General features: G+C 57.0%; 12 protein-coding genes and 1 tRNA gene. 6 read left to right on the top strand and 7 right to left on the bottom strand.

What is annotated here, in order from left to right:
- Positions 1–9: 9 nt before the first annotated feature.
- From QRN85_RS07905 to QRN85_RS07890, 4 genes are all read left to right on the top strand, one after another.
- On the top strand, positions 10–1,782 hold the full coding sequence (locus QRN85_RS07905; protein WP_113099977.1) for a methyl-accepting chemotaxis protein: 1,773 nt from the start codon (positions 10–12) through the stop codon (positions 1,780–1,782).
- Positions 1,782–2,282, top strand: a complete 501-nt coding sequence (locus tag QRN85_RS07900) for a chemotaxis protein CheW (protein ID WP_113093980.1) — start codon at positions 1,782–1,784, stop codon at positions 2,280–2,282. Before QRN85_RS07905 ends, QRN85_RS07900 begins: the two co-directional genes overlap by 1 nt.
- The gene (locus QRN85_RS07895; RefSeq protein ID WP_284757342.1) at positions 2,254–2,487 is read left to right on the top strand and encodes a Y4lK-related protein; all 234 of its coding nucleotides are present in this window, start codon (positions 2,254–2,256) and stop codon (positions 2,485–2,487) included. Before QRN85_RS07900 ends, QRN85_RS07895 begins: the two co-directional genes overlap by 29 nt.
- Positions 2,488–3,093: 606 nt before the next feature.
- Positions 3,094–5,202 carry a methyl-accepting chemotaxis protein gene (locus QRN85_RS07890; RefSeq protein ID WP_284757341.1) on the top strand — a complete coding sequence of 703 codons (2,109 nt, stop codon included), beginning with the start codon at positions 3,094–3,096 and terminating at the stop codon, positions 5,200–5,202.
- Positions 5,203–5,260: 58 nt separating this feature from the next.
- Here the strand turns inward: QRN85_RS07890 and QRN85_RS07885 are convergent, their stop codons facing one another.
- Together QRN85_RS07885 and QRN85_RS07880 are read right to left on the bottom strand one after the other, a co-directional pair.
- Positions 5,261–6,187 carry a SphA family protein gene (locus QRN85_RS07885; RefSeq protein WP_162726654.1) on the bottom strand — a complete coding sequence of 309 codons (927 nt, stop codon included), beginning with the start codon at positions 6,185–6,187 and terminating at the stop codon, positions 5,261–5,263.
- Between the two features lie 795 nt (positions 6,188–6,982).
- Positions 6,983–7,059: transfer RNA gene (locus QRN85_RS07880), tRNA-His, on the bottom strand.
- A gap of 397 nt (positions 7,060–7,456) precedes the next feature.
- Here QRN85_RS07880 and QRN85_RS07875 point away from each other — a divergent pair.
- Both QRN85_RS07875 and QRN85_RS07870 read left to right on the top strand, forming a co-directional pair.
- Positions 7,457–11,101, top strand: a complete 3,645-nt coding sequence (locus QRN85_RS07875; protein WP_284757340.1) for an ATP-binding protein — start codon at positions 7,457–7,459, stop codon at positions 11,099–11,101.
- Positions 11,102–11,294: 193 nt separating this feature from the next.
- Positions 11,295–12,866, top strand: coding sequence for an ABC transporter permease (locus tag QRN85_RS07870; RefSeq protein ID WP_284758802.1), 1,572 nt, complete (start codon positions 11,295–11,297; stop codon positions 12,864–12,866).
- A gap of 324 nt (positions 12,867–13,190) precedes the next feature.
- Here the strand turns inward: QRN85_RS07870 and QRN85_RS07865 are convergent, their stop codons facing one another.
- The 5 genes from QRN85_RS07865 to QRN85_RS07845 form a co-directional block, all read right to left on the bottom strand.
- Positions 13,191–14,003 carry an ABC transporter permease gene (locus QRN85_RS07865; protein ID WP_284757339.1) on the bottom strand — a complete coding sequence of 271 codons (813 nt, stop codon included), beginning with the start codon at positions 14,001–14,003 and terminating at the stop codon, positions 13,191–13,193.
- Between the two features lie 3 nt (positions 14,004–14,006).
- Positions 14,007–14,915 (bottom strand): ABC transporter permease subunit, encoded by a 909-nt coding sequence (locus tag QRN85_RS07860; protein WP_062586568.1) that lies wholly within the window; start codon positions 14,913–14,915, stop codon positions 14,007–14,009.
- Between the two features lie 12 nt (positions 14,916–14,927).
- The gene (locus tag QRN85_RS07855) at positions 14,928–16,085 is read right to left on the bottom strand and encodes an ABC transporter ATP-binding protein (protein ID WP_284757338.1); all 1,158 of its coding nucleotides are present in this window, start codon (positions 16,083–16,085) and stop codon (positions 14,928–14,930) included.
- Positions 16,086–16,163: 78 nt separating this feature from the next.
- Entirely contained in the window at positions 16,164–17,261 is a 1,098-nt protein-coding gene (locus QRN85_RS07850; RefSeq protein WP_113169651.1) for a polyamine ABC transporter substrate-binding protein, read from the bottom strand.
- Between the two features lie 133 nt (positions 17,262–17,394).
- Positions 17,395–18,813, bottom strand: coding sequence for a helix-turn-helix domain-containing protein (locus QRN85_RS07845; RefSeq protein WP_284757337.1), 1,419 nt, complete (start codon positions 18,811–18,813; stop codon positions 17,395–17,397).
- Between the last annotated feature and the right edge of the window lie 192 nt (positions 18,814–19,005).

Here is a 19,005-nt window from a genome sequence, read left to right as displayed (position 1 = left end):
GGAGACGAAATGAAACTACCGCTACTTGTATCGGACGCCGACCGTATCCTTTCGGCCATGCACAATTCTCAAGCCATCATCGAGTTCGATCCTACGGGCAAGATCCTCACAGCGAACGCAAACTTCTGCTCGGCGATCGGCTATTCCCTGAGTGAAATCGTCGGCCAGCATCACCGTATGTTCGTAGACCCGGCGGAAGCTGCGTCACCGGACTATCGCGCATTCTGGGAAAGGCTGGCAGCCGGACAGTTTGATCGCCGCCAATATCGGCGCATCGGCAAGGGCGGCCGTGAAATCTGGATCGAAGCCTCCTACAACCCCGTCATGCGCGGCGGCAAGACCTACAAGGTCATCAAATTCGCCACCGATATCACAGCCACGAAACTGAAATCTGCGGAAGATGCTGGCAAGCTGGACGCCCTGTCCCGTGCCCAGGCTGTAATCGAATTCACGCCCGCTGGCGACATCATCACCGCAAACGAAAATTTCCTGAAGACGCTGGGATACCAGCTCAACGAAATTCAGGGCAAGCATCACGCCATGTTCTGCGATCCGCAATATGCGAGAAGCCCGGACTATGTGCGTTTCTGGGAACGTCTGCGAAGCGGCGAATTTATCGCGGAGGAGTTTACCCGCATTGGCCGAAACGGCAACAAGATCTACATCCAGGCCTCCTACAATCCGATCATCGGGCTTGATGGCAAGGTGTTCAAGGTCGTCAAGTTCGCCACAGACGTCACAGGCCGGGTCCAAAACGTCATCGAACTGGGCAGCAGCCTCCAAAGCCTTGCGGAAGGAGACCTCTGTTCGGTCATCGACCAGCCCTTCATCCCATCGCTCGACCAGTTGAGACAGGACTTCAATTCTGCTGCTGAGAAATTGCGCGGTGCCATGCGCGACGTCGGTCTCAATGCCAAGGCGATCGCAGCAGGCTCCGCCGAAATCCGGGGAGCGGCCGGGGATCTTGCGAAACGTACGGAGCAACAGGCTGCCTCGGTCGAAGAGACAGCAGCCGCTCTGGATGAGATCACCCAGACCGTTGCAGGCTCGAGTCGCAGGGCAGAGGAAGCTGGCAAGCTGGTTGCGGATGCGCGTACAAATGCCGAGAGATCCGCAGTCGTCGTCGGTCGTGCCATCGAAGCCATGGGGGCAATCGACAAATCCTCCAAGGAAATTGCCAATATCATTGGCGTCATCGATGACATTGCCTTCCAGACCAATCTTCTGGCCCTGAATGCGGGCGTGGAAGCGGCACGCGCCGGAGAAGCCGGCAAGGGCTTTGCGGTCGTTGCACAGGAAGTCCGCGAGCTCGCCCAGCGTTCCGCCACAGCGGCAAAGGAAATCAAGGCACTGATCAACCAGTCGACGGATCAGGTTAAAACCGGCGTCGAACTGGTGGCGGAGACCGGCAGCGCGCTTCAGCGGATTTCCACGCAGGTACAGGAAATCGACACGAATGTTCTGGCCATCGTGGAAGGTGCGCGCGAGCAGGCCATCGGTCTTCGCGAGATCAACACCGCCGTCAATACGATGGATCAGGGCACCCAGCAGAACGCCGCAATGGTCGAGGAATCCAATGCTGCTTCGCATAGTCTCGCAAATGAAGCTGAGCTGCTGTTCAAGCTGATCTCGCAGTTCAACGTCGGCAGCGATGGTGGTGCCAGTGCCCGCAAGCAATTGCGCGCGGTAGAGCCTTCACAATCCCCTGCAAGACAAATTCGCAAAAACCTGGCTCGCGCCGTTTCCGGCAATCTGGCCACCAATGAATGGGAGGAATTCTGATGCACTCTCCAACAGACTTCGGATCGGCTCCATCTGTCGACATCATTGCCTTCCATCTTCATGAGCAGGAATTCTGCGTCAAGACCACCATGGTGCGTGAGATCAGAGGATGGGCGCCTTGCACTCCCATTCCTCACGCTCCCGAAAATGTACTCGGCGTGATGAACCTGCGCGGAACCGTCATCCCCATCATCGACCTCGCCGGTAAGCTGGGGATGGGCTCCAACCGCGGTAACGAGAGATGCGCGATCGTGGTAGCAGATGTCGATAACGTCATCATCGGTCTCGTCGTGGATCGGGTCTCCGATATCCTGACGATAGAAGAAAAGCGGGTGCAGCCCGTTCCGCCTCTGGCGGTAGGTTTCGACGCCCGCTTCACCCGAGGTATGATCGCCCAAAATACCGGAATGACCTGCTTTTTGGATCTGTCAGCGCTCTTCTGCGGAAGCGACCTTTCCGGAGATCTTGAGAATGCGGCAGCCGACGACACGCGCCATTGAACTTGTGGAAGCGCTGCTGGCCGCCGGGTGCGATATGCGGGCGGCCGGTGACGGATATTACATTGGCGAACCTGCCGACAGGGCATCGGCACAGAACGTCAGGAATATCCTGCGAGACTTCGGCTCCAGGCGGCATCTTCTGGGAGAGATTGCAAGCTATCTCCGGTCAATCGGCAGAGATATCCAGGAGCCCGAAGAGAAATGAATTTAAGTTTTTATAAATATACAACCGCCAGGCCAACCGCCTGGCGGTTTTCTTTTTAATACTATCCGCTCGCAGATCCAAAAAAATAACAGATAAGCAACAATTTGTCGGCATAAATACTTTGAAAACGCCAATGCTACTGCGGACATGAGGAAATTTTGCGTTTTGCTAATTCGAGGACATTCTCTGATAAAAAAGAAAAAGCAACTTTAGGACACATTATATTTTCTTTAACTTGAATTAGATTACACTCTGAGTTGACGGGGATTTTATTTACTCGCATGTTGTGGCGAAGGCTGGTCTACCATCTTTCGCTTGGCATGAGATTTTCAGTGTCGATTTTGGGGCGGGAAGCCGGGCAGTAGGGAACAGGGGCGACAGGGCGGTTTTGAGAAATCACGACTGGCTTTGCACAGCATTGGAACTACGGCTCGGCCAATCGAAATGGCCCGCCTGAACCTGATTGCGCGTTGAAACGAAATCCTTTCAGCAATTGACGGGGAGGCTTGCCTCCCAGGCATCGCACTGGAGAGAAACGTGAAAAACCTCAGCCTTCGTAGCCTTTTATATTTAATTGCATTTGCACCCTTAGCCGCCTTTCTGTTCTTGAGCATTTCCTCTGTCTGGACGAGCTACAACAGATATATCGCCCTTGAAAATCAGCTGGCGGTGCAAAGGCTCGCCAATGTCGGAGCCGATATTGCGCTGCTCGTCCCCGGCGAAGGACTGGCCCCTCCGGACCAGGTAGCGGCAAGACGCAAGGAAACCGACAACGCGTTTGTCAACTTGCGGCAGCTCTATGAAAGCTGGAAGGCTCTGGGCAATTCGGATCAGCAGATTGAAGCCACCGCAAAGTTCCTCTTCGAAAGCAAGTCGCGGCTGGATGAGTCCAGGGCAAGAAGAGACAGGAAGCAGGGTCTTTCGGAGGCGGAAGAACTGGCCACGCTCTACCCCGTGGTAGCAAACGGCATCTCGCTGATTGCGCGATCCGGCGCTACCATCGGCGATCTCGATCTTGCGCGCTTCATTGAGGGCTTCCATGCTCTCATGCAAATCAACGATGCAAGCCTGCTTGAGGGCTATCTGGCCACCAAATATCTGACCGACGAGGATTTCGCCAAGACCTTCATGGGCTACGTCGCCCATGCGCGCGAGGTCAAGCAAATCTACGGCGTGACCATGCGCGCATTTTTGCCGGCCGACATCATCAAGGCGCTGGATGATTTTGATAAAAGCGAACAGGGCAAGAGTTTGGAAGCCATAGCCAACGCCATGGCCACCAACGCACCCAAGGGACCGGCGACGCTGACCTTGCCGCAGCTGGGAGAGGCCGTGAATGTCGGCGTGGGCGTCAAGGCCCAAGCCATCGTCAAGACGGGTATTGCCCTGAACGCCGCAGCGCAAGCCCGCCAGACTGCGCTTTACAACGACTTCATCAAAGGTAGCGTCATCGCACTGGTCGTCACCATTCTGGTGGTAATCCTGTGTGTCGTCGTCATGCGCAACGTTTCTGGCATCATCCGGGTGATTGAAATGCGCATGGTGGAACTGGCCGAAGGAAAGACCGAGGCTCCGATTCCCTTCTCGACACGTGGAGATCAGTTCGGCAGCATCGCACGCAGTGTCGAAGTGTTCCGCCAGAGCGCCATACGAAACCATCAGCTGGAGGCGGAAGCGGAAGACGCGCGCAAACGCAACGAGGCGGAACGTGCAGAGTTGCAGCGTCGCGCCGAGGCGGAAGCGGAAGCGCGTCTCAACAAGGCCACCGGAGCTCTTGCACACGGCCTACAGCGACTGGCAGGCGGCGACATGAATTGCGAAATCCATGAGGAATTCGCACCGCAATTCGAAGCCCTGCGTCATGACTTCAACACCTCTGTCAGCCAGCTTCGCGGCGTGCTGGTGGCCGTGGGCCAGTCGGCCAGCGCCGTCAAGGCAGGAAGCGGCGAGATTTCCCATGCCGCCGACAATCTGGCGCGCAGAACGGAACAGCAGGCTGCTTCCCTTGAAGAAACAGCTGCGGCGCTGGAAGAAATCACCACCAACGTCAAATCGACATCGACACGCACCAATGAAGCACGAGACCTCGTGCGGGATGCGCGCGGCAACGCCACGCATTCCAGCGAAGTCGTGGGCAATGCGGTATCGGCGATGGAGCGGATCGAGCAGGCGTCCGGGCAGATCGGCCAGATCATTGGCGTCATCGATGAGATCGCCTTCCAGACCAACCTTCTGGCGCTCAATGCAGGTGTCGAAGCCGCCCGCGCGGGTGAGGCTGGCAAGGGCTTTGCCGTCGTCGCTCAGGAAGTCCGAGAGCTTGCTCAGCGGTCTGCGAACGCGGCGAGAGAAATCAAGGCACTGATCAGCAATTCCAATTCGGCTGTCGATGAGGGCGTGAAGCTCGTGGGCGACACGGGTCGTGGCCTCACCACGATTGCCGAGGTGGTCGAATTCATCAATCAGCACATGGACGCCATTTCCGCGGCTGCCCAGGATCAATCGTCGGGCCTGATGCAGGTCAGCACCGCGGTCAATCACATGGATCAGGCCACGCAGCAAGGTGCCGCCATGGTCGAGGAAATGAATGCCGCCAGTGCTGGTCTTGCCCAGGAAGCCACGAAGCTCGCTGACCTTCTCAGCCAGTTCAGGACGGAGCCGACTGGCGGATATTCAGGCCGGAGCAGCAACAGAGCGGCCGTGCACGCGGCAGCATAGGCTAAAAAATCTCCCCCACAGGCTTTGCAGCATGTGGGGGAGATCGCAGTTCAACCACTTACGACTTTGGCTTGGGCACGTAGAGAGGCATGGAAACGGCCAACCAGACGGCATTGGTCTTGGGCGAATTCTCCGCGATGATCGAGAACTGGTAGCTGAGTGAAACTTCGGCCGGACCGAAATTATAGCTGACGGACGGGCCGAAATTGAAACCCTTGTACCGTTTGCCGGATACCTTGGTCGAGCCGGCTTCGTCATCTTCGATCTGGACGAGGAAACCGCCAAATCCGCCGATCTTCAATTTATCCGTGACGGCATAGGTGACCTTGAAATCCGTACTGAACAGATCGCCCGAAAGATAATCTGTCGCAGCGTTTCGGTTGTTGTAGTGATAGCCGACGAGCACGCCGAAATCCCAACCGGTTGGATCAAAGTAGTCGTAGTGAACCGCTGCATCGACCGTGGAATAGCCGTTCTGGAGGTTCACGCCGCGCGATGCACTATAACTTGAAGTATGCGCAGCATATCCCAGCGAAACGCCGATGTTGTGATAGTTGTCCACGATGTAGTTTGCGGTCTGGACCAGACCCAGGTTACCAAACCCGTCCACCTCGCCGGAAACCGGGATATTCTCGAAATCCACATTGTTATAGGCGAATGGCAGCACGACCTGCGAAGCAAACCGCCAGCCATCGAGATCCCCAGGCCAGATGCCCAGGATTCGGGTAATACTGGCGGCACCTTTCTGATCCAGATCGAAAAGCGGGTTGCGGTTTCCATCCGAGCCATTGTACCGGCTTGCCGAAAAATATCCGGTCTGGTTGACCATGAAGACGCCCGGGACAGGTGGCAAGGCGCCGAAAAAGGTCGCCGGTGCGCCAGGGCCCCAGTTCATGGCCCCCGGCTCTGCCGCCATACCGGTGGAAACCGTGCCGGCCACACCAGTCAAACAGGTGCAGGCACACATCAAAACCTGAGGAAGCACTCGGCGGAAATTTCCGCGCTGACCTCGTTCAGCGTCTGGTCTTGAAGACTTTCGGCCACGACTTTGCCTTCCTAATGCAATCATTGGTTCAAGTATCATAATACACCCCCGTATATTTGATGATCTTATATGCACGCATGACGACGCATCCGGCGCCTGAGAAGACGCTGGGGTATCGCTGTTCTAATGTTCGTGAAATTGCGTAACGCAACAAAGGAAAGACGAGCAATTCCAGGTATCGGTGATGCCGTCTAGACTATATTCCCATCATTCTAGCTTTTCCCCCATCGGTTCCCATTGGGCGAATCATGCACCAATGGTTGTATTTTCCAACTTATCCCTAGGAAGGCAAGCTTGCTTGAAGCTATCTAATAACTTTTATTCTAATTCACTCGGAGATTACATTAATATTATATTATTCTAAATATTACTTATAGCTAAACAGATACTTATGGAGAATATCAATCTCGCGCACCGGGCAGGCATGCACGCCCGATTTCGACTTACGCAACGCAGACGGATTTTTGATATTATTTATCACTTTTAGCGCGAATAAATATTCTCACCTTCCCGGTGGCTGGAAATTCCGCGAAGACTCTACGCGCGGGCCTCGTAGGACCGGTCCCGGGCGCCCCGACCAATGCAGATCAAGCATGTCAGCACAAAGCCGCTCAATAGGCGAATTAGACGCCTGTCGCCGACCTCAGGACATCCATGGCGCGAGATGACGAATCCACACGCAGGGCGCGGACAACGACCGGTCATCACGACAAATCTAAAACCGATGTGGGGAGATGGTACGGTTGGGGGGTCTCGAACCTCCGACCTCAGGTGCCACAAACCTGCGCTCTAACCAACTGAGCTACAACCGCATATGAAACGCCGCAGCGTCGTCACGGGGGCTCACATACGGGGACTTTTTCCGTTTTGCAAGTCCTTAGACAATTTTTGCGAAAAAAGCTTGGGAAAGCAAGCATGTTTCACAGGCATGGATCCTAACCGTGCAAAAAGCGTTGGATTGATGAGATCCATGGGGCTTTGCCAATTGCAAAACATCTTCCCTGCCAGCACATTCGCTTTGAGACACAAGGCTCATTCTGCGCCCAGGGAATTAACTGTAATTGCCAATTCCTTAAGGAGAAGATGGACCGAAACGCGCTGTGAAGTTATTTAAGATTCTGTTAACATCGAGCCGATGCAGGCTGTATGCTGCCTCATGAGGAGGTCGTGCCGTTGCGCAGGTCGGTTCGTGCCAGAATAGGTTCCAACATGCCCGCCGTTCAATATCCATTTATCGACATTGCCGTTCATGAGCGTGTACGCGACCGTTTCGGGCGCGGCGAAGCCATGGCGCTTTTTTCGATGGATCTGAAGAACCCGCTCTGGGCAAACGGCAGAGGTGCTGCCCTGTTCGGCACGCCTATGATTTACGATTTCCTTGAACATGGCCCACGGCAGCAGGACGTTACATTCAGGCAATTCGCTGCAACCGCATCGCGGCTGACGACGACAGGTGAATGCCGGCAATTTTCCATCCGCATCCATTCCGGCTTCAAAAGCATCTCCATTGTTGCAACGGCTGAGATCATCGAAGCGGAGCCGGGGCAGCCGGCCGTTCTCTTCAGCGCACCCGTTGACCAGTCCGTGCCCGGCATCGATGAACGTGCGCGTCGAATGCTGGAAGGGTTCGATGACCCTGATATTCACATGGCAGTGCTGGACGGCGATTCGAAGATTGTGGCTGCATCCCACGGTTTTGCGACGCTTGGAATAACGCCGATCACCATGCGGACCCTCCTTTCCATGGCGGCCAGACAGGCCGGCAAAGTCGTCAAGCGTCCGGTTCCTGCGGGCAAGGGCTACCTGCCTGCGGCGGCGGGCCAGCTCTCTTCCGACCCGGAATTGAACCTGATCTTCGTGGTCGAGACCGTTCTGGGGACGCTCGATCCCTCCAGCGAATTTGTAACGCCGAAGGTTGAGACGGCGGCGCCCCAAACCTTGCCAGCACTGTCGGCTGCCCTACCCGTCGAGGATGCGCAACCAACGCCGCCGATAGCCTTTGATGAGGTTCTCGATGCGGTCGCTGATATCGAAGAGGTTTCGGAGCCCGACGACGCTGATGCCGAAACGGTTGAAGAGGCCCAGGACGTCCTGCCTGTTGCAGCTGAGGATGAAAAGCTGGACGACAGCTTGATCGAGGACGACCTCGAAGCAATCGCTGTTGACGACGTCGTCGAGACGGCAGAACCCGAGATCGACGAGGTTCAGCCAGAGCAGCAGAAAGCAGCGCAGCAGGAAACAACGCCAGAAGCGTCGCCATCCGCTGAAAACGGAGAGCAGACGGCGGATGAGCAAAAACCATTCGTTTTCGACCCGAACCGTCGCGCATCACGCTTCGTTTGGAAGATCGACGCTGCCGGACGCTTCAGCTCCATATCACATGAGTTTGCCGATGCGGTCGGGCCAAAGGCCGCCAATGTCGAGGGGATGAGCTTCGCCGATCTTGCGGCGCTCTTCAATCTCGATCCGGATGGCAAGATCACCGAGCTTTTGAACCGTCGCGACACATGGTCCGGCAAGACCATCCACTGGCCGGTCGAAGGCACGTCGCTGACAGTTCCGATCGATCTGGCGGCGCTGCCAACATATACGCGCTCACGGGAATTCGATGGTTTTCGCGGCTTTGGCATCGTGCGGCTGACGGATGCGGTGGAAGACCCGAATGCTGTCGGGCTGACCCTGGCGAGCGGCACAGCCGCACCTGAACCTGAAGAAGCACAGGAAGCCGCGGACAGCGACGTTGCGGCAGATGAAACAACATTGTTCACCCTCCCCGGCGATGACGAGGATGTGCTGGCGCCCGACGTCAGCGAGGATGAAGCCTCTCAGCCCGGCACCTTGGAAGCACCAGCATCCTATTTGCCGCCGGAAACGGAAGTGCCCGTGCTGCAACTGACCGAAACGCCCAGCCGGCGTTATTCGGACAAGGTCATTCAGTTCGAGAACAGACGCAGCAGGCTGCGTGATGAACTGAGCGCGAGCGAACAGGCCGCGTTCAACGAGATTGCGCGGACGTTGAAGCCCGTTGCCGACAATGATGCTGGCACCCAGGACACCCCCGAGGTCGTCGCGCCGCTGATTTCCGAGGCAGCGCAGCCGATCATCGAGAACGAACAGACGCATGAGATCCAGCAGGCGGCCCTGCCGCTGGAGGAAGCCCCTGTTGCCGATGCCTCCCCGGAAACGGACGAGCTTGCTACGGAAGAGCCGGATGATTTCGCCGATTATACGCGTGGCGATGCGCCGGTGAGTTTCGTGGTTCCGCAAACGGCGGCGCGTGTAGAGACAGATCGCACCTCAGAGAGTGTCAAAGCTTCCGATGAGTTAAGCGGTCCACGCGGCCCGATGTCGCTGACAGCGGATGCCGTCGATCAGATGCCGATCGCGCTTCTGATTCACAGTGGCGACAGGCTCATTCATGCCAACCCCGAGTTTCTGCGTCTGACCGGTTATGGCAGCATTGCCGAGCTGGATGAGGTCGGCGGGCTCGATGCATTGCTGCAGCGTGACGAACTGGACGCCGTTTCGGAACGCTCTGGCGGCATGATCGCGGTGAGCGCGGAGAATGATCTCATTCCGGTAAGGGCGCGGCTGCAATCCGTCCGCTGGGAGGATGCAGCGGCTCTGATGCTCTCACTTATTCCCACCGAGGAAAAGAACGGCATTTCGCTGCGGGCAGAAGACGCTATCCCTGAGAACGCCGACGAAAGCGAAGAAGCAGAACTTGGCAGCCTGCGCGGTCAGATCGAGGAGCTTCATTCCATCCTCGAAACGGCCACAGACGGCGTTGTTCTCTTGGGCGAAGATGGCACTATTCGGTCGCTTAACCGCTCTGCGAGCGCATTGTTCAACTATGACAATGCGGAAATTTCGTCCAAGCCATTCGTGACGCTGTTTGCCCATGAGAGCCAGCGCGCGGTGCTGGATTATCTCTCCGGTCTTGCCAACAATGGCGTGGCGAGCGTGCTGAACGACGGTCGCGAAGTCATAGGGCGCGAGGCATCCGGCGGCTTCCTGCCGCTGTTCATGACAATTGGGCGGTTGAAATCCTCCAACGGCTATTGCGCGGTCATCCGCGATATCACCCAGTGGAAGCGGACCGAGGAAGAGCTTCGCAATGCAAAGCGCGTCGCGGAAACCGCCAATGCCCACAAGACCGATTTCCTGGCACGCGTAAGCCATGAGATCCGCACACCACTGAACGCGATCATCGGTTTTGCCGATATGATGGCGACGGAGCGTTTCGGTCCCGTCGGTCATCCACGCTACATCGAATATTCCAACGACATCGTCCGCTCAGGCCGTCATGTGTTGGATATCGTCAACGATCTCCTGGATATTTCCAAGATCGAAGCGGGACAGATGGATGTGGATTTCAAGGCAGTTGCTCTGAACGACACGATTGCCGAAGCTGTCTCTATCGTGCAGCCGCAGGCCAACAACCAGCGCGTCATCATCCGCACCGCGTTGTCGCAGGCGGTGCCGCAGATTGTTGCCGATCTTCGTTCGATCAAGCAGATCATGCTCAACATACTGTCCAACGCCATCAAGTTTACGCCATCCGGCGGTCAGATCGTCGTTTCAACGGCGTATGAAGCCAATGGAAGCGTCGTGCTGCGCATTCGCGATACCGGTATCGGCATGACCCGCTCCGAGCTCGAGCAGGCGATGAAGCCGTTCCGGCAGGTCTCGTCGTCGAGCAACCGTGTGCGTGGCGATGGAACAGGGTTGGGCTTGCCTTTGACAAAGGCAATGGTCGACGCAAACAGGGCCAATTTTTCCATCACATCCGCGCCAAACCAGGGAACTCTGGTGGAAATCAGCTTTCCGTCCCAGCGCGTCCTTGCGAACTGAGGCCTTCCGGGATTAGCAATGGGGACGCAAGTCGTCCCCGGCTTGCGTCTCTGTCGAAGCATCGGCTTGCGCCGATGACGCAAGGATAAGAGCATTGCTGCCGACCCACAGTCCTCATATCGCTGCCGCCTCCGGACGTGGCCGGGTCGCCTGGCTTTCTCTCTGGACCCTCCTGCTTGCAGCGGCTGTGGCCATGCCGTTGCTGACCATCTTCTATCTGGCATTGACCGGCGGCACGGATGGTTGGCGGCACCTGTTGGTCAATGTTCTGCCTCGGGCTGGTTGGCAAACGCTGGCGCTGATGGCGATGACCGGACTTGCGACCGCTTTCTTCGGCATCGTCTCGGCATGGCTGGTGTCGACATTTCAGTTTCCGCTGCGCCGCTTCCTTTCTTTTGCACTGGTTCTGCCGCTTGCCATCCCATCCTATCTTGCAGCCTATGCCTTCGGCGAGTTTCTCGACTTTGCGGGCCCGGTGCAGACGATGATCCGGTCGCTTTTTGGCTACAGCAGCATTCGCGATTACTGGTTTCCGGATATTCGGTCCCTGCCGGGCGCGGTGCTTGTGCTGAGCAGCGTTCTCTATCCCTATGTCTATCTTTCGCTGCGGGCAGCCTTTGGTCTGCAGGGGCGTCAGGCCGCAGAAGCCGCCAGAATGTTGGGAGCGTCGCCCTGGCGCATATTCGTGTCGGTGCAACTGCCCATGGCGCGCCCCGCGATCATCATTGGGCTGGCGCTGGTGATGATGGAAACGCTGAACGACATTGGTGCCGTGGAGTATCTCGGCGTGCGCACGCTGACATTCGCCATATACGAGACCTGGCTCAATCGCGGGAACCTTGCCGGAGCAACACAGATCGCGTCCATGCTCATCATCGTGGTGGCTGGCCTTATCGCCATCGAGCGCATGGCGCGCGGTCGCCAGAGATACGCCGGGACCAGATCGACATCAATGAGCCGGATGGCCGGGCTTAAGCCCCTGAGTGCGGGTCGCAGATGGCTGGCGACAGCGTTTTGTGCACTGCCCGTGCTTTGTGGCTTTGCCGTACCGGTGCTCGTGCTGGGCAGCTACGCCGCAAGGCGGCTGGAGGCCCTGTCCAACCCGAAATTCGCCAGGGCGCTTGCGCACAGCCTGGAGATTTCAGCCTCGGTCGCTTTGGTCACGCTCGTCTGCGGATTTCTGTTCGCCTATGCCCAGCGTGTCAACGCATCACCCCTCGCCCGCGCAGCAAGCCGCATTGGCTCTCTCGGCTACGGCATACCCGGCACCGTTCTTGCAATCGGCGTCTTGTTGCCGCTTGCGGGTTTCGACAATGCGCTGGATGGCTTCCTGCGCCTCCACCTGCATTACTCCACCGGACTTCTTTTATCTGGAACGGCCTTTGCGATCATTTACGCGCATGGCGTGAGGTTCATGACGCTGGCCGAAGGCAATATCGACGCAGGTTTCCAGAAGCTTTCGCCGCATCTCGACATGGCGGCGCGAACACTTGGCCGCAACCGCCTCCAGACATTGATGGCCGTCCTGTTGCCCAACATTCGGCCAGCAGCACTTACCGCAGCTCTGCTTGTCTTCATCGAGTCATTGAAAGAGCTTCCGGCAACCATCTTGTTGCGACCATTCAATTTCAACACGCTGGCAACGCTTGTCTACGAGGATGCGTCCCGATCGCGCGTTCAGGACGCCGCTCTACCGGCCCTGATTATCATCGTAGCAGGACTTATACCGGTTATCCTGGTTTCCAGATCTCTGGAAGGGAAGTGACCCGCGTTCCGGGCAACTCTGCGGTCTGACGGACTGACGCTGAGACTTGAGGGCCAGCATTGGGTGCAAAAGAAAAGGCAGCCGAAGCTGCCTTGAAATTTGTGCTTTTAACGAGAGTCAGGAATAAATAACATCATGTTTTTTGGCCACCGGCCCGGCAACCCTCTCATTGAGTGCACCCGCGTTGCCTCTACATTTGACCTGTGTAAATTAACAACGCGTTAACAAGCCACTACACCATTTAAGGGCAAAAAATTGCCCGCCAAGTTTGAACCGTTGGGAAAGCACGAGGCGCTCCCCGATCCAGGCACGGTGCCGCACGGTTCAGCCCTTTGCCGCCGCGTGTTCATCGCGCAGTTTCTGCAACTCGCTTCGTTTCGACGCTATGGACGCGCAGATGACGCCGACCGTCACCAGCGCGATCAAGATGGTGCAGATCGCATTGATCTCAGGCGTTACACCAAGTCTCACCTGCGAATAGATTTTGATAGGCAGCGTCGTCGCACCGGGGCCAGTGGTAAAGCTGGCGATGACGAGGTCGTCCAGCGACAGCGAAAAGGCCAGCATCCAGCCCGCAACCACGCCGGGCAGGATAAGCGGCAGTGTTATGCGGAAAAATGTCTTTACCGGTGGGCAACCGAGGTCCAGCGCGGCTTCTTCCAGACTGCTGTCGAAGGTCAGCAGACGGGATTGGACGACTATGGCGACGTAGCACATGGTGAAGGTGGTGTGAGCAATGACAACCGTCCAGAAGCCGCGGTCGACACCAATCGACACGAACAGCAAAAGCAGCGAGAGACCGGTGATGACCTCCGGCATGACGAGTGGCGCATAGATCATGCCAGAAAACAGCATTCGCCCGGGAAACCGTGCAAAGCGTGTGAGCGACAGGGCCGCCAGCGTTCCAAGGATCGTGCCGATGGTCGCGCTCAGCAATGCAACGCGAACGGTAATCCAGGCCGCATCCATCAAGCCCTCATTGGACCACATGGATTTATACCATTGCAGCGAAAACCCGCCCCAGACGGTGACGAGCTTCGAGGCATTGAAGGAATAGATTATCAGAATGAGGATCGGGATGTAGAGAAAGGCAAAGCAGAGGGTGAGGATGGTGGTGTCGAATTTACCGCGCTTCATGGCTTATACCACCTTCTTCTGCTGGTTCTGGAAGATGGCAATGGGCACGACGAGAACGAGCAGCAGGAGCACTGCAACGGCCGATGCGAGCGGCCAGTCTCTGTTGCCGAAGAACTCCGTCCAGAGTGTCTTGCCGATCATCAGCGTTTCCGCGCCACCGAGAAGGTCCGGAATGACGAATTCGCCGGTAATGGGAATGAAGCAGATCATAGATCCCGCAATGACGCCGGGCAAGGACAATGGGAAGGTGATTTTCCAGAAGGCCTTCCACGGCGGGCAGCCCAGATCGGCTGCAGCCTCCAGCAAGGTTGCATCCAGCTTTTCCAAGGCCGCATAGAGCGGCAGCACCATGAATGGCAGGTAGGAATAAACAATGCCGATGAAGACGGATGTATCGGTACGGAAAATATTGACCTGCTGGTCAGGCCCGAGAATGCCGATCGTCTGGAACAGGACCGTCAGAAGGCCTTCCGGCTTGAGGATGCCGATCCAGGCATAGACGCGAATGAGAAACGACGTCCAGAACGGCAAAATCACCAGCATGACGAGCGTTGGGCGGATGGTGGCAGGTGCGCGCGCCATGGCAAGCGCCATGGGATAGCCGACCAGGAGTAACAAGAGGGTGGAGATGGTCGCGATGCGCAACGACGAGAGATAGGCCTCGATATAGAGAGGGTCTTCGGTCAGGAAAATATAGTTTTCGAAATCCAGCTGCGAGAAAAACTCGCCAATACGGCTGAAACCTTCGAACACCGGCACGTAAGGCGGCATCGCTATGGCGGTATCGGAGAGCGAAATTTTCACGATGATAAAGAAGGGTGCTGCAAAAAACAGCGCCAGCCAGAGATAGGGGACGGCAACAACCAGCCAGCGCATGGGGCTTTGCCGGTTTTCAGGTGACGAGATCGCCATGACTACCCTCCCTCAGCGTGTGAGAACCAGACCGGAATCGGCTTTCCAGCTTAACCAGACCATATCGCCAAATGTTATCGGGCGGTCGACAAGCCGGGAGACATTGGCCTGCGCGGCCCGCATCACGCGCCCATCATCGAGCTTGACGATGAAAACCGAGAAGTCACCGAGATAGCCGATGTCCCAAACCTCGCCATGGCCGACATTGATGGATTGTTCCGCGGGCGGATCGAGCGAGATGCGAACCTTTTCCGGCCGGATGGCAAAGGCAACCTTGCTGCCGACAGCGGCGGCACAGTCCTGCTCCACCGCCACAGGCAGCCCTTCGCAATCCAGCATAACCGTTTCCGGCTTGCCCGCGCTAGCAGCCTTTTCCCTGATCTCAGCCTCGAAAATGTTGATGTCGCCGATGAAGTCGGCCACGTAGCGGCTGTTGGGTGCTTCATAGATTTCGGCAGGCGTTGCCACCTGAACGATGATCCCCTTGTCCATGACCGCGATGCGGTCAGAGACGGTCATCGCCTCTTCCTGGTCATGCGTAACGATCAGGAAGGTCAGCCCCAGCGTCTGCTGAAGATCCATCAACTCGAACTGCGTTTCTTCGCGCAGTTTCTTGTCCAGCGCGCCCAGCGGCTCATCCAGCAGCAACACTTTCGGTCGCTTTGCAAGCGAACGGGCGAGAGCGACACGCTGGCGCTGACCGCCGGATAACTGGCTTGGCTTGCGCTTGGCAAACTCGGTCAGCTTGACCAGACGCAGCATCTCTTCAACGCGTGTCCTGATGTCGGCCTTGGATATATTGTCCTGCTCCAGACCAAACGCGATGTTTTTTTCCACCGTCATGTGGGGAAACAGCGCATAGGACTGGAACATCATGTTGGTTGGCCGCTTGTAGGGCGGCACCCCGGAAATGTCCTTGCCCTGCAGCAGGATACGGCCCTGTGTCGGCTCCTCGAAACCTGCCAGCATCCGCATCAATGTTGTCTTGCCGCAGCCGGATGGCCCAAGCAGGGAGAAGAATTCGCGCTCGTAGATATCGAGCGTCAGATTGTCGACTGCAACAAAGTCACCGAATCTCTTGGTCACATTCTCGAAGCGGATGAAGGGTACCGATGCCGGATCGGTCCAGGGAGAGAATTTGCGTTTAACCGGGCCAAGAGATTTCGCCATGAACTGTCCCATTTGTTTTTTGTAAAGGCTGAACGAGAAAGGGGCAGGAGTTTCCACCCGCCCCTTTTAAAAACCCGGTCAGCTGCCGGTTTTTATCTGGGTCCATACGCGGTTCAACACGCGCTGTTCCTTCGGCCCGTATGGCGAGATGGTGAAGAGCTTCTTCATCGTCTCTGCATCCGGGTAAACCCCGGGGTTCTTGGAAACAGCCTCGTCCATCAACGACTGGGATGCGAGGTTGCCATTGGCATATTGAACGTAGTCCGAAGCCTTGGCGGCCACCTCAGGCTTCATCATGAAGTTGATGAAGGCATGGGCTGCATCGACGTTCTTGGCATCTGCCGGAATGGCAAAGGAATCCATCCAGATATAGGTGCCTTCCTTGGGGATGACATAGTTCACTTCAACGCCATTTTTCGCTTCTTCAGCGCGGGTCTTGGCCTGAAGAATATCGCCGGACCAGCCGATGGTGATGCAGCTGTCGCCATTGGCGAGTTCATCGATATAGGCCGAGGAGTTGAAGGTTTTGACCGAAGGGCGGATCGCCTTGTATACATCGCCGCCCGCTTCCAGATCCGCCGTTTCCTTGCTGTCGGGGTTCTTGCCGATATAGTTCATGGCAATTGCGAAGGTTTCATCGGACGCATCGAGGATGTTGATACCGCAGGATTTCAGCTTTTCAGCGTTTTCAGGCTTGAAGATGATATCCCAGCTGTCGACCTTCACGTCACCCAGCGCCGCCTTGATCTTGGCTGCGTTGTAACCGATGCCGGTGGTGCCCCACATATAGTTGACGGCATATTCGTTGCCAGGGTCGTACTGCGCCAGACGCGTTGTGATCTCCGGCCACATGTTCTTGAGGTTCGGCAGCTTGGACTTGTCCAGCTTCTGGTAAACGCCAGCCTTGATCTGGCGCGCCAGGAACGGCGAAGTCGGCGCGACGACATCATAACCGGAATTGCCGGCCAGAAGCTTTGTTTCCAGAACCTCGTTGCCATCATAGACGTCGTAAACGACCTTGATGCCGGTTTCCTTGGTGAATTCTTCCAGAAGAGCAGGATCGATATAGTCCGACCAGTTGTAGACGTGGACGACCTTTTCCTGCGCAAAGGCCGTGCCTGCGGCCAGAATGGCGGAAGCAACGGCGAGGCTGAAACGAAGCGAACGATGTTTCATGATGTCTCCTGTTTGAACGCGCTGTGGGAGAGCGCGCAATCCCCTTGTTTTGGCAGAGACTAGAAAGGAAAACTTGGCTCGGCAAGCGGGAAATGTGCAGCGCGGCAATTTCAAACAATTGTGTTGTTTGGCGCTACTGAAAATCGAAAACACTCAGGCCCGTCACCATTTCATCCAGCCCCAGCGGCCGCGTCAACGGCGCCTCCGCCCGCGAAAGACAACCCTGCCGCTCGCATAGCCGACAGGACGGTCCGATGGCGATGCTGCCCGCCTTGATGCCGATGACGTCGCCATAGACCGTTTCTTTCGCAAGCGCTGCTTCGCAGGCCAACATGACAGCAGTGCGACGAATGCGCTCTCCAAAACCCGCCTGCGGTCCATCCAACGATCGCGCAACCGTGAGATAGGCGGCTCCGTCAGGCATCTCCACCTGTTCGGCCAGCACCTGCCCCGGCTGGGAGAAAGCCGCGTGAACATTGAGCTTGACGCAGAGCCCGCCGAACCGCGCCTGCGGAAAGCCCTGCGCGCCCGCCTTGCGGAAACGGTTGCCGGCGCTGTCGATCTCCATCAGGAAAAACGGAGTGCCTGAAGCGCCCGGACGCGCCAAAGTGACGAGGCGATTGGCGACCTGCTCAAACGACACGTTAAAGCGCCCGCGCAGAATGTCGATATCGTAACGCGCACGCTGCGCCGCTGAAAGAAAGGCGCTGTAGGGCATCATCAGCGCGTGGGCGGCATAGCGGGCAAGCTCGAACCGGGCGATGCGTTTGGCTTCCTCGCCCGACAGCGACAAATCCTGCAATTCCGCGCCGATCTCCTGCGTCAACGCCAAAAGGCAGGCCTCCATCGCCATTTCGCGCAACTGGTCCTGAGGCGACAGGCGCTCGGACAGGAATAGCCGCATCGAATGCCTGTCGTAACGTCGGCGCAGATTGGGCATGGCATGAACAGGAATGGAGCGTACGACGATGCCGTGGTGCTTTTGAAGCCATGACTTCAAGGCGGAGGCCAGATCGTCACCGGGAGAAAGAGCCGCATGAAAAGCCTCCGCCGCCGCATCCAGCTGGGCAAAATGCGCCGAGCGCCGCTCGAACAGCTCTCTGACTTCATCAATCGGCAGACGTGTGGCCGACAGCGTTGTTTGATGGCCCTCACGCGCCAGAAGATCGGAAAGGTCGCTCAGACGCTGCGCCTGTTCGCGATAGGCCCGGTAGAGCTTGGTGATACCGCTCGCGGCGTTCGGAGCTGCTTCTGCCACCTCGACCAACTCCTGCCCCGAAGGCACCTCCCCCGCAAGTAACGGATCGGCAAAGACCTCCCGCAACTGGCTGGCGATGCCGCCGCTCTCGCCCTGCAGGTCATCCAGATCGACCTTGTAGACGGAACTGAGCTTCAACAGCAGTTGCACGGTCAGCGGTCGCTGGTTGCGCTCTATGAGATTGAGATAAGACGGCGAGATCGACAGCGCCTCGGCCATGGCCGTCTGCGTCAGACCCAAGCCGTTGCGCACGCGCCGAACACGCGGCCCTGCAAAAATCTTGGCCTCCACCAAAATCTCCTCCCTTTACAAATCCGCACAGTAAACATCGCTTGGGCGATTTTACAAATTTTACAGTTTTACAACACCACCCTGTCAAAGACGATACAGCATGACCTCTTTCAAGTCACTGATTTTCCTTTTTATCTGGCGTAGAAATTCACGAAACTGTAAATTCAGTCACATCGGATCACGCATCTCATCGGA

Source organism: Agrobacterium sp. fls2-241-TYG-188a (assembly GCF_030209845.1).
Note: the sequence above shows the minus strand (reverse complement) of the source record. Positions and strands in the feature narration are given on the sequence as shown.

Coding starts and splice junctions, on each gene's coding strand:
- QRN85_RS07850 (WP_113169651.1), bottom strand. CDS start 17,261: ATGAAACATCGTTCGCTTCGTTTCAGCCTCGCCGTTGCTTCCGCCATT.
- QRN85_RS07875 (WP_284757340.1), top strand. CDS start 7,457: ATGCCCGCCGTTCAATATCCATTTATCGACATTGCCGTTCATGAGCGT.
- QRN85_RS07855 (WP_284757338.1), bottom strand. CDS start 16,085: ATGGCGAAATCTCTTGGCCCGGTTAAACGCAAATTCTCTCCCTGGACC.
- QRN85_RS07860 (WP_062586568.1), bottom strand. CDS start 14,915: ATGGCGATCTCGTCACCTGAAAACCGGCAAAGCCCCATGCGCTGGCTG.
- QRN85_RS07865 (WP_284757339.1), bottom strand. CDS start 14,003: ATGAAGCGCGGTAAATTCGACACCACCATCCTCACCCTCTGCTTTGCC.
- QRN85_RS07870 (WP_284758802.1), top strand. CDS start 11,295: ATGCCGTTGCTGACCATCTTCTATCTGGCATTGACCGGCGGCACGGAT.
- QRN85_RS07905 (WP_113099977.1), top strand. CDS start 10: ATGAAACTACCGCTACTTGTATCGGACGCCGACCGTATCCTTTCGGCC.
- QRN85_RS07900 (WP_113093980.1), top strand. CDS start 1,782: ATGCACTCTCCAACAGACTTCGGATCGGCTCCATCTGTCGACATCATT.
- QRN85_RS07895 (WP_284757342.1), top strand. CDS start 2,254: ATGCGGCAGCCGACGACACGCGCCATTGAACTTGTGGAAGCGCTGCTG.